This window comes from Cryptosporangium phraense (genome assembly GCF_006912135.1).
GTDB lineage: Bacteria > Actinomycetota > Actinomycetes > Mycobacteriales > Cryptosporangiaceae > Cryptosporangium > Cryptosporangium phraense.
This window is the reverse complement of record NZ_VIRS01000006.1, coordinates 132078-143508: the sequence shown is the minus strand read 5'-3', so window position 1 is coordinate 143508 and position 11431 is coordinate 132078. Positions and strand designations below refer to the sequence as shown.

Genomic DNA, 11431 nt, shown 5'->3' with positions numbered 1-11431 from the left:
ATGCGCCCCTACACCGAAAGAACGTGAGTGGGACTCATATTCGGAGCAGGCGCCTCCCGTGTCAGCCGAATCCCGGATTTCCGTCCCTGCCGAAACAGAACGTCAAGGACGCAAAGTAGCCAGAGCCGACGCCGCCGCCAGGTACCGCCCGTACCGCGCATCCAGGTTCCGCTCCGGCTCGTGCCGACGCACCACCCGCACGCACTCCTTGACGGCGGCGCCGAGGCCGGCGTACGCCCCCACGCCGGCCCCGGCGAGCATCGCCGCACCGCGCGCGCCGGCCTCGGCCGCGTCGGTGACCTCCACCGGCAGCCCCAGCGCGTCCGCGAGCAGCTGTGACCAGACCGCGCTGCGCGCGCCTCCCCCGCACAGGCGCGCGGCCCCGACCAGCGGGAACGACGACCCCAGGGCCTCGACGTGCCAGCGGTGGTTGAAGACGATCCCCTCCAGCACCGCCCGGTGGACGTCCGCCGCCGTGTGCCACCCGCGCAGGCCCACCAGCCCGCCCCCCGACGACGGCACCGGCCCGCCGTAGAGGAACGGCAGGTAGAGCGGGTCGTCCGGCCCCGGCGCCAAGGCGCCGTCCCGGTCAGCGGCGGAGGAGATCACCGACTGATACGACGATCCTCCGAACTGCCGAACCGCCCACTCCAGGTTCGACGCTCCGCTGGGCGACGTCGACATGTGCAACCAGCGCGGCGAGGCGCCGTCGGGAAAGAACGTGCGGGCCTGCCACCGCGGGTCCACTACCGGCGCGTTCCCGACCACCTGATTGATGCTGAACGTCCCGAGCACCAGGCTCAGCGCGCCGGTGCCGATCGCGCCGATGCCCAGCGCGTTGGCGTCCACGTCATGACAACCGGTGACGACCGGGGTACCCGGACGCAGGCCGGTCAGGGCCGCGGCGGCCGTAGTGACGCTGCCCACGACGGCGGACGACCGTCGCATCGGCGGGAGGAGCCGGGCGAGGTCCTCCAGGCCGTACAGCTCGAGCACCGCGGTCGACCACTCCTGGGTCCACAGGTCGGTGGCGAACGCGCTGGCGTCGGTCGGGTCGGTGACGACCTCGCCGGTGAGGTTCAGCAGCAGCCAGTCCTTGCAGTAGAGCATCGCCGCGGCCTTCTCCAGCGACGACGGCTCGTGCACCGACAGCCAGGCCAGGATCGACGCCGGGCTGTAGGCCAGCGGCACCGAGCCGGTGAGTTCCAACGCACCGGGCCGCTGCAGGGCCGCTGCCTCGGCAACGGCCCTGGAATCGGTCGCGAGGATGGCCGGCCTCACCGGCCGGCCGGCCGGGTCGACGAGGTGGAGCCCGTCGTTGTGGCCGGCCAACCCGACCGCGAGCACCGCGGTCGGGTCGACCCCCGAGCTCTCCAGAGCCCGGTGCACCGCGTCGGCCGCCGCACCCCAGGCGGCGTCCATGTCCCGCTCTTGCCAGTGCGGGTGCGGTGAGCTGACGGTGGTGGTCGCCTGGGCGACCACCACCTCGTGACCGGAGGTGTCGAACAGCGCCGCCTTGATGACGGTCTGTCCGGCGTCGATCCCCAACAGGTATCCCCCGGCCGGGGAAGTCACGGAATGACCTCGATCTTCCGCCCCTTCCCGGCGGCGAACTGATCGAGAGCGGCCGCGTAGGAGTCCAGCGGCAGCCGGTCGGAGATGAAGACGTCCGGGTCGAGGACGCCGGTGGCGAACAGCTCGGCGGCCCGCTCGAAGCTGTGCAGCACGGCCATCGAGCCGGTGATCGTGATCTCCTGGTTGTAGATCTTGTACGGCTCGATCGTCGCCCTGGCCGCGTAGTCCGAGACGCCGAACTGCAGGAACGTGCCGCCCTTGCCGACCCGCCCGAGCCCGTCCTGGATCGCCTTGGCGTTGCCGGTCGCGTCGATCACGAGCTCCCAGCCCCGCGGGCGGTCGAACTCGTCCGGCGTGGCCGCGGTGGCGGTCACCCCGAGCAGGGTGGCGGTCTTCAGCCGCTCCGGGTTCAGGTCGACGATCTCGACGCTGGCCGCGCCGACGCGCTTGGCCAGCTGGAGCATCATCAGGCCCATCGTCCCCGAGCCGTAGATCAGCACGTGGGCGCCGAGCTGCGACTTGAGGACGTCGTACCCGCGCACGGCGCAGGACAGCGGCTCGATCAGGGCCGCGTCCTCGGTCCGGACGTTGTCCGGCAGCTTGACGCAGTTCGCGACCGGCGCCACCGCGTACTCGGCGGCCCCACCGGCGGTCGTGACGCCGATCGCGGCCCACCGCTCGCACAGGTTGTTCTTGCCGAGCCGGCAGTAGTGGCACTCGTGGCAGTAGAGCGACGGGTCCACCGCCACCCGGTCGCCCACCGCCAGCTCGGTGACCGCCGAGCCGATCTCAGCGATGACCCCGGCGAACTCGTGCCCGGGGACGACCGGCAGCGTCGGCGCGAACTCCCCCTGCAGGATGTGCAGGTCGGTACCGCACAGGCCGCAGGCGGAGACGTCGACCACGACCTCGCGCGGGCCGGGCGTCGGGTCGTCGACGGTCGTCACTTCGACGGTTCCGACTCCGCTGATGACGGCAGCTTTCATGGAGCAACTCCTATTTGACGGCGCCGAGCGACAGACCCTGGACGAGTTTGTCCTGGGCTGCGAAGCCGGCGGCGAGGACGGGAAGCGAGATGGCCGTGGCCGCCGCGCACACCTTGGCCAGGAACAGCCCCTGGCTGGTGACGAAGCTGGTCAGGAACACCGGGGCGGTCTGGGCGACGACGCCGGTGAGGACCCGGGCGAACAGCATCTCGTTCCAGCTGAAGATGAAGCAGATCAGCGACGTCGCCGCGATGCCGGGCATCGCGACCGGGACGATGACCCGGCGCAGCACGGTGATCAGGCCGGCGCCGTCGATCGCCGCCGCCTCCAGGATCTCCACCGGCACCTCGGCCAGGAACGAACGCATCATCCACACTGCGATCGGCAGGTTCATCGAGGTGTAAAGGATGACCAGCGTCCAGACGTTGTCGAGCATCCCGGCCTTCTGCGCGATCAGGTAGATCGGCAGCAGACCGGCCACGGCCGGCAGCATCTTGGTGGACAGGAAGAAGAACATCACGTCGGTCCACTTCCGGACCGGCCGGATCGACAGCGCGTACGCGGCCGGGATCGCCAGCGCGAGCACGATCAGCGTCGACACGATCGACGCCATCGCCGAGTTGATCAGCGGTGGCCAGGGCGAGGCACCGCTGGTCGCGCCGAAGAACTCCCGGAACCCGTCGAGCGTGAGCGGGGCGGCGAGCGACGGCGGGTTGGTCGCCGCGTCCTGCTCGCTGTGGAACGCGGTGAGCACCATCCAGGCGACCGGCAGGAAGAACAGGATCCCGACGATCCAGGCCACCAGGCCGAGGAGGGGTGCACCTTTGCTGCGCTTCGGCCCGGCTTTGGTCGGCTTGGCCGTTGGTGTTGCTACCGCCGCGGTCATGCCCGGCCCTCCTCTTCCTGGAACAGCGACGAGACGACACGCAGCGCGAACGTCGCGATCGCGATCGTCCCGATGACCACGACGACGCCGGCCGCGGACGCGCGTCCGTAGTCGTGGGCCTGGTAGAAGGTCGTGTAGATCGTGTACGGCAGGTTCGCCGTGCCCAGACCGCCGGACGTCAGCGTGAACACCGCGTCGAAGTTCTGGACGATGTAGATCGAGCCGAGCAGCGCGCCCAGCTCCAGGTACCGGCGCATGTGCGGCAGCGTCAGGAACCGGAACATCTGCACCGGCGTGGCCCCGTCGACCTTGGCCGCCTCGAGCGCGTCCAGCGGCTGCGACTGCAGGCCGGCCAGCAGGATCAGCATCATGAACGGCGTCCACTGCCAGACCAGCGACGCGATGACCGACCACAGCGGTGCCTCGGTGATCCAGTCCGGCTGTGGGGCGTCGGGACCGAACAGCCAGGTCAGGATGCCGTTGAACAGGCCGTACTCGGGGTTGAACAGCGCGTGCTTCCAGAGCAGCGCGGCCGCCACCGGAACCACCAGGAACGGCGCGATCATCAGCGTCCGCACGATGCCCCGGCCGCGGAACGCACGGTTGAGCAGTAGCGCGATGGCCAGCCCGAGCAGGAGGCTGATCAACACGACCGCGACCGTCAGCACGATCGTCGTGATGACCGACTTCCGCAGCGTCGCGTCGGTGAAGACGTCGGCGTAGTTCCCGACGCCGGCGAAGCCGCGGTCGTCGGGGTAGAGCGAGTTCCAGTCCATGAACGAGATCACCAGCGTCGCTACGAACGGCAGCTGGGTGACGATGATCAGGAACACCAGGGCCGGGAGGAGTGGCGCCCGGCGGGCCCAGTCACCGGTGCGACGCATCGCGGTGGGTTTGCGTTCCGGGGACGCCGGCTTCTGTGCGGGAGGAGCGATGGCGGTCATGGTTACCCCCTTCGGGCGCCATCGGGCGGTGCCGGCCGGGTCACTTGCGGGCGACCCGGCCGGCGGGGGCGACTACTTGTACTTGTCGGCGACCTTCTGGGCGAGGTCCTGACCCTTGTCCAAGGCCTGCTTCACGGTCTGCCTACCGGCGATCGCCGCGCTCACCTCTTGCGAGACCTGGGTCCCGAGGTCGGTGAACTCCGGAATGCCGACGAACTGGATGCCGGGCGCCGGGCGGGCCTGGACACCCGGGTTCTCCGGGTCAGCGTTCGTGATCGCCTCGTCCGTGACCTTGTAGAACGACTCGGCGGCCTTCTGGTACTCGGGGTTGTCGTACAGCGACTGACGCTTACCGGCCGGGACGTTCGCCCATCCGATCTTGCTGCCGACCAGGTCCTCGTACTTCTTGCTGGACGCCCAGGAGATGAACTTCCAGGCGTTGTCCTGCCGCTTGCTGGCCTTCTGGACCGCCCAGGCCCAGGTGTACAGCCAGCCCGAGCTCTTGGTCTTGACGACCGGCGCCTCGACGAAGCCCAGCTTGCCGGCGACCGGCGAGTCCTTGGCCTCGAGCGAACCGGCGGCCGAGGTGGCGTCGTACCACATCGCGACCTTGCTCTGCTGCATGTTGTTCAGGCACTCGGTGAAGCCGGCCTGCGGGGCGCCGGACTCGCCGTGCTTGCGGACCAAGTCCACGTAGAACTGCGTCGCCTGCTGGAACTCCGGCGCGTTGACCTTCGGCGTCCAGTCCTTCTCGAACCAGGTGCCGCCGAACGTGTTGACGACGGTCGTCAGCGGAGCGAAGACCTCACCCCAGCCGGGGAGGCCGCGGAGGCAGATGCCCCGCATGCCGGGCTGGGCGTTGTCGACCTTGGCGGCCAGGTCGGCGACCTGCTGCCAGGTCGGCTTGTCGGGCATCTTCAGGCCCTTGGCCGCGAAGACGTCCTTGCGGTACATGAGGAACGACGACTCGCCGTAGAACGGCTCGGCGTAGAGCTTGCCGTCCTCCGCGGTCAGCGACTTGGTCATCGAACCGAGGACGTCGTCCTGGTTGAATTCCTTGTCCTTGCTGACGTAGTCGTCGAGCGGAGCCAGCCAGTTGTTCTTCGCGTACGACGGCACCTCGAAGTTCGAGATCGTCGCGACGTCGTACTGACCGGCCTGGCTGGAGAACTCCTGGCTGATCTTGTCGCGGACGTCGTTCTCCGGCAGGACCGTGTAGTTGACCTTGATGCCGGTTTCCTTGGTGAAGTTGTCGGCAGTCAACTTCTGGATGTCGAGCATCTGCGGGTTGTTGACCATCAGGACGTTGACCGTCTTGCTGTCGCTCGACGATCCGCCGCCACCCGCGCCGCTACAGGCGCTGAGCGCCATCGACGCGAGAACGACAGCAGAGAGCGAAGCAACTACTCTGCGTAATGGCCTGACACCAGCGAGAGCCACGAGCGCCTCCGATGGAGTGATTTACGGGGGTTGGATTACTGCGGGTACTCAGGGGCCGGCTGCGGTAACCCCGAGGTCATGGAGGTGGACGCGATCCGCATCGGCGGTCGCGGCGACGTCTCCCGCGGTCGAGGGCAACAGGCAGGCTGCCGTGCCCCAGGCGACCGCGGTTCTCAGTCGTCCACCCGGTTCCGGCGGACCGGCGAGCCAGCCGGCCAGCAGGGCGTCCCCGGCGCCGGCCGTGTTCACCGGGGTCACCGGTGGTGCGGCGGCGTGTAGTGCGGACTCCGGGTCGACCCAGACCGCCCCGTCCGGGCCGAGGCTGACGAGCACTCCGCCGCCGGTGTCACCGGCCAGCGCGGAGGCGGCGTCGAGCGCGGCCCGCACGAGAGGGCGTCCACCGGGCGGGAACATCCGGCCGGTGAGTTCGGCGAGCTCGTCCGCGTTCGGCGCCAGGACGTCGGGTCCCGCGTCGGCGGCGGCTCGTAGTGCTTCTCCCGACGCGTCGACGGCCGTCTGCGCGCCGGCGCGGCGTCCGGCTTCGACGATCTCGCCGATCAGGTCGACCGGGGTGTCCGGCGGGAGCGACCCGCTGCAGACGACCCAGTCGGCCCCGTGTGCGAGGTCCTCGACCGCGGCGATCAGCGCGTCGGCGTCGGCCGGGGTCAGCGGGGTGCCGGGCGCGTTGACCTTCGTCGTCCGGCCCGGCTCCAGCAGCGTCACGTTCGTCCGGACCGGCGCGCCGGTCGGCACGATCCGGTGGCTGAGGCCCTCGGCCTCCAGCAGCGCCGCGAGCTGCGCCCCTTCCGGCCCGCCGGCCGGCAGCACGATCGCGGTCCGGACGCCGGCCGAATGCAGAACCCGGGCGACGTTGACGCCCTTGCCGCTGGCCTCGACGGTGTCGTTCCGGGCGCGGTTGAGCTCGCCGCGCTGGAACCCGCTGAGGACGTACGTGCGATCCAGGCTGGGATTGGGGGTGACCGTGAGAATCATGCGCGGATCACCTGCGGCCCGAGTACCGAGTAGCGCTGAGCCTCGACCGCCGACAGGCCGGTGTCGGTCACGATCGCCTCGAAGTCGGCCACCGACGCGAACCGGCAGAAGCTGTTGACGCCGAACTTCGTGTGGACGCCGGCGAACACCCGGCGCCGAGAGGCCCGGACGACCTGCGCCTTGACGTTGGCCACGGCCGGGTCGGGCGTGGTGAGCCCGTAGCGGCGGGAGATGCCGTTCGCGCCCAGGAACGCCAGGTCGATGACGAAGCCGGCCAGCATCTGCGTCGCCCAGTGGTCGACGGTGGCCAGCGTGCGTCCGCGGACCCGGCCGCCGAGCAGATAGACGGTCGTGTCGGGCTTGGTGGCTAAGTGGCTCGCGACCGGGATGCTCGCGGTGATCACGGTGAGCGGGCGGCCGGGCGGCAGCGCCTCGGCGACCAGCTGCGGGCCGAAGCCCTCGTCGATGAAGACGGTCTCGGCGTCGCCGAGGAGCTCGACCGCGGCGGTGGCGATCCGTCGCTTCTCGGGGACGCGGAGCATCGCGCGGTTGGCCAGATTGGTCTCGAAGCCGGCGCTCTCTACCGGGTAGGCGCCGCCGTGGGTCCGGCGGACGAGGCCGTGCTGTTCGAGGAGGCGCAGGTCCCGCCGGACGGTCTCCGGGGCGACCGCCAGGTCGGCCGCGACGCTGCTCACGTCGACCCGGCCGTCGGTGCGAGCCCGGGCGAGGATGCGGTGTTGGCGTTCCTCAGCACGCATCCCGGCCTCCTTTGGCAACCGCCCGGATCGACGTCGATCCAGGGCTGTTCTCGGTTCTGTGACCTGTTTAACACTTGCCTTTAATGCGTCCAACAGATTCCTTCGCCGGAATGCTGCCCGGTTGCGCCCGACTCGGTCATTGACTTTCTCGCAGGTCGACGGCTGATGGGGCGAATTCGGACGACCGGCGTCCGCCCGAATCCGGGCCGAAGTGCGCCCGTATGACGCCCGTCCCGCAACATCGGGCCGCGGGCACTCGAACGTTGCGCTGATCGTTGTAGGCGATCACGTAACCCAATCGTGACCGAACGGGCGGGTGGTGGCCCGTTGTCAGGTCAGCCGGTGGGCTCGTCGGTGGGGGCGGGCGACTCGATCGGGTCGGCACCGGATTCCAGGTCGCCGTCGACCCAGCGGCTGTCGCCGTCCTTCCACTCGGTTCGGGCCTCTTCGCCGTCGGTCCAGGGCGCGCTCTCGGTGGGCTCGCTCATCGCTACTCCTCGGGTTCGAAAGATCACTCCTCTCCAGGAGGTACCCACCCTGGGGAGCGGCGGAGCGCCGGCTACCGGACCTAACGCTTGGTCCACACCACGACCCGCGTCTTAGGCTGCGGCGATGCCCGGGGAGTAGCCTTCGACGGCGCCGCCGAGGGGAACCTCTGTGACGCCGCTTACAAGGGTCTCGGCCCCGGACGCGAAGCCGAGAACACTGACATACCGACGTAGCATCGGGAACAAAGTCCGGCAACAGGCTGCACCGGCGCCCGTGTGCGGCAGAGGAGGACAGCCGAGTGAGTAAGCAGGTCCGGCGGTTGGACCGGGTGGTGATCCGGTTTGCCGGTGATTCCGGTGACGGGATGCAGTTGACCGGGGATCGGTTCACGTCGGAGACCGCGTCGTTCGGTAATGATCTGTCCACGCTGCCGAATTTCCCGGCCGAGATCCGGGCGCCGCAGGGCACGTTGCCGGGGGTGTCGAGTTTCCAGGTGCATTTCGCGGATCACGACATCATGACGCCGGGGGATCGCCCGGATGTGTTGGTGGCGATGAACCCGGCGGCGTTGAAGGCGAATCTGGGGGATCTGCCGCGGGGCGCGACGATCATCGTCGACACCCACGACTTCACCAAGCGGGCCCTGGCCAAGGTCGGCTACGAAGCCTCCCCTCTCGAGGACGGCTCGTTGGACGGGTATCACGTGCATTCGCTGGGCCTGACGGAGTTGACGTTGCAGGCCGTGGACGGGCTGGGGCTCTCCCGCAAGGACGCCGGGCGGGCGAAGAACATGTTCGCCCTGGGTTTGGTGTCGTGGCTGTATTCGCGTCAGATCGACTCGACGGTGGGGTTCCTGGAGAAGAAGTTCGCCACCAAACCCGATGTCGCGGCGGCGAACGTCGCCGCGCTCAAGGCCGGCTGGAATTACGGGGAGACCACCGAGGACTTCTCGGTCACCTACGAGGTGAAACCGGCGGCGATGCCGGCCGGTACCTACCGCAACATCTCCGGCAACCTCGCTTTGGCCTACGGGTTGTTGGCGGCCGGGCAGCGCGCGGAACTCCCCATTTTCTTGGGCGCGTATCCGATCACCCCGGCCTCGGATGTGCTGCACGAGTTGTCGAAGCACAAACGGTTCGGGGTCCGGGCGTTTCAGGCCGAAGACGAGATCGCCGCGATCGGCGCCGCGTTGGGCGCGTCCTTTGGCGGCGCCCTGGGCATCACCACCAGCAGCGGTCCGGGGGTGGCGCTGAAGTCCGAGACCATCGGCCTGGCCGTCTCCCTCGAACTGCCCCTCGTGGTCGTGGACGTGCAGCGCGGCGGCCCCTCCACCGGCCTGCCCACCAAGACCGAACAGTCGGATCTGCTGCAGGCCATGTTCGGGCGCAACGGGGAGGCCCCGGTCCCGATCGTGGCGCCCCGCTCCCCGTCCGACTGTTTCGACGCCGCGCTGGAAGCCGCGCGGATCGCCCTCACGTATCGCACCCCGGTGTTCCTGCTCTCCGACGGGTATCTGGCCAACGGCTCGGAGCCCTGGAAGGTCCCGGCGGTGGAGGAACTGCCGGATCTGCGCACCGAGTTCGCGACCGAGAAGAACCACGGGGACGAGTTCTGGCCGTATCTGCGCGACCCCGAGACCCTCGCCCGGCCCTGGGCGGTGCCGGGCACCCCGGGTTTGGAGCACCGCATCGGCGGCATCGAAAAAGCCGACGGGTCGGGCAACATCTCCTACGACCCGGCCAACCACGACCTGATGGTCCGCACCCGCCAAGCCAAGATCGACGGCATCACCCGCTCGATCCCCCCGCTCGAGGTGGACGACCCCACCGGCGACGCCGAGGTCCTCGTATTGGGGTGGGGTTCTACCTACGGGCCCATCGGTGCCGCCGCCCGCCGGGTCCGCAAAAACGGGATGAGCATCGCGCAGGCCCACCTACGCCACCTCAACCCCTTCCCCGCCAACCTCCCCGAGGTCCTCAAGGCCTACAAGCGGGTCGTGGTGCCGGAAATGAACCTCGGGCAACTCGCCCTGCTGCTGCGCGGCAAATACCTGGTCGACGTCGTCTCCTACAACCAGGTCCGCGGACTGCCCTTCCGCGCCGAAGAACTCGAAGAAGTCCTCACCAACGTGGTCAACGAAGCAGGCGACACCGGCACGATCACCGGTTCCGCCGACGAGATCGAGGTAACCCGATGACCCGCCCCACCGACCGTCAGGTGGACGAAGGGCGCTCCCCGGAGGAGCTGCAGTCGCCCAACCGACGCAGCCCCATCGCCAACGCTGTCGCCAACACCGCGACCGCGGTCGCGCTGGACTTCCCGTCCCTGCGGCTGGTGCCCAAGACCGACACGCCGCAGAAAGCCGGCGACTTCAAAACCGACCAGGAAGTCCGCTGGTGCCCCGGCTGCGGCGACTACGCCATCCTCGCCGCCGTCCAAGGCTTCATGCCCCAACTCGGCCTGAAAAAAGAAAACATCGTGTTCGTGTCCGGAATCGGCTGCTCCAGCCGCTTCCCCTACTACATGAACACCTACGGCATGCACTCCATCCACGGACGCGCCCCCGCCATCGCCACCGGCCTGTCCACCTCCCGCCCCGACCTGTCCGTCTGGGTCGTCACCGGCGACGGCGACGCCCTCTCCATCGGCGGCAACCACCTCATCCACGCCCTGCGCCGCAACGTCAACCTGAAGATCCTGCTGTTCAACAACCGCATCTACGGCCTCACCAAAGGCCAGTACTCCCCCACCTCCGAGGTCGGGAAGATCACCAAGTCCACCCCCATGGGCTCCCTGGACTACCCGTTCAACCCCATCTCCCTGGCTCTGGGCGCCGAAGCCACCTTCGTCGGCCGCGCGATCGACTCCGACCGCAAACAACTCACGAGTGTTCTGCAGGCCGCCGCCCAGCACGAAGGCTCCGCCCTCGTCGAGATCTACCAGAACTGCAACATCTTCAACGACGGCGCCTTCGAACTCCTCAAAGACAAAGACACCAAAGACGACTGGACCATCCGCCTCGAACACGGCCAGCCACTGCGGTTCGGCGCCCACAACGACAAAGGCGTCGTCCGGAATCCGAACACCGGCGCGTTCGAAATCGTCGACGTCACCCCCGACAACGAGAACACCATCGTCCGCCACGACGCCCACACCGAAGACCCGTCTTACGCGTTCGCGTTGTCCCGGCTCTCCACCCAGGACCTGCGCTACACCCCCGTCGGCGTCTTCCGCGACGTGAAGCGTCCGACCTACGACGCGGAGATGGCCGCCCAACTCGAGACCGCCCAGCAACGCGGCGGCGGCAACCTCCAGGGCCTCCTCCACGGAAACGACACCTGGACGGTCAACTAGGTACTG

Annotated in this window: 10 protein-coding genes; 2 read left to right on the top strand and 8 right to left on the bottom strand. The window is 68.8% G+C overall.

The window, feature by feature from the left end; translation table 11 throughout:
• Window positions 1–102: 102 nt before the first annotated feature.
• The 8 genes from FL583_RS10905 to FL583_RS40035 all read right to left on the bottom strand — a co-directional run bounded on the left by FL583_RS10905 (window position 103) and on the right by FL583_RS40035 (window position 8070).
• Complete coding sequence (locus tag FL583_RS10905; protein ID WP_142704455.1) at window positions 103–1575, bottom strand: FGGY-family carbohydrate kinase; 1473 nt, start codon at window positions 1573–1575, stop codon at window positions 103–105.
• Complete coding sequence (locus tag FL583_RS10900) at window positions 1572–2561, bottom strand: zinc-dependent alcohol dehydrogenase family protein (RefSeq protein WP_142704454.1); 990 nt, start codon at window positions 2559–2561, stop codon at window positions 1572–1574. Before FL583_RS10900 ends, FL583_RS10905 begins: the two co-directional genes overlap by 4 nt.
• 10 nt (window positions 2562–2571) lie before the next feature.
• Window positions 2572–3447, bottom strand: a complete 876-nt coding sequence (locus tag FL583_RS10895) for a carbohydrate ABC transporter permease (protein WP_142704453.1) — start codon at window positions 3445–3447, stop codon at window positions 2572–2574.
• Window positions 3444–4391, bottom strand: coding sequence for a carbohydrate ABC transporter permease (locus FL583_RS10890; RefSeq protein WP_142704452.1), 948 nt, complete (start codon window positions 4389–4391; stop codon window positions 3444–3446). Before FL583_RS10890 ends, FL583_RS10895 begins: the two co-directional genes overlap by 4 nt.
• Window positions 4392–4463: 72 nt before the next feature.
• Complete coding sequence (locus FL583_RS10885) at window positions 4464–5762, bottom strand: ABC transporter substrate-binding protein (protein ID WP_142704451.1); 1299 nt, start codon at window positions 5760–5762, stop codon at window positions 4464–4466.
• Between the two features lie 117 nt (window positions 5763–5879).
• Window positions 5880–6824, bottom strand: coding sequence for a 1-phosphofructokinase family hexose kinase (locus FL583_RS10880; protein ID WP_142704450.1), 945 nt, complete (start codon window positions 6822–6824; stop codon window positions 5880–5882).
• On the bottom strand, window positions 6821–7582 hold the full coding sequence (locus FL583_RS10875) for a DeoR/GlpR family DNA-binding transcription regulator (RefSeq protein WP_142704449.1): 762 nt from the start codon (window positions 7580–7582) through the stop codon (window positions 6821–6823). The genes FL583_RS10880 and FL583_RS10875 overlap by 4 nt, the downstream gene beginning before the upstream one ends.
• A gap of 335 nt (window positions 7583–7917) precedes the next feature.
• Window positions 7918–8070 carry a hypothetical protein gene (locus FL583_RS40035; RefSeq protein WP_170323589.1) on the bottom strand — a complete coding sequence of 51 codons (153 nt, stop codon included), beginning with the start codon at window positions 8068–8070 and terminating at the stop codon, window positions 7918–7920.
• Between the two features lie 299 nt (window positions 8071–8369).
• On the opposite strand from FL583_RS40035, the gene FL583_RS10870 reads away from it, so the two are divergent.
• On the top strand, window positions 8370–10268 hold the full coding sequence (locus FL583_RS10870) for a 2-oxoacid:acceptor oxidoreductase subunit alpha (RefSeq protein WP_240746652.1): 1899 nt from the start codon (window positions 8370–8372) through the stop codon (window positions 10266–10268).
• Complete coding sequence (locus FL583_RS10865; RefSeq protein ID WP_142704448.1) at window positions 10265–11425, top strand: 2-oxoacid:ferredoxin oxidoreductase subunit beta; 1161 nt, start codon at window positions 10265–10267, stop codon at window positions 11423–11425. Before FL583_RS10870 ends, FL583_RS10865 begins: the two co-directional genes overlap by 4 nt.
• Window positions 11426–11431 lie beyond the last annotated feature (6 nt).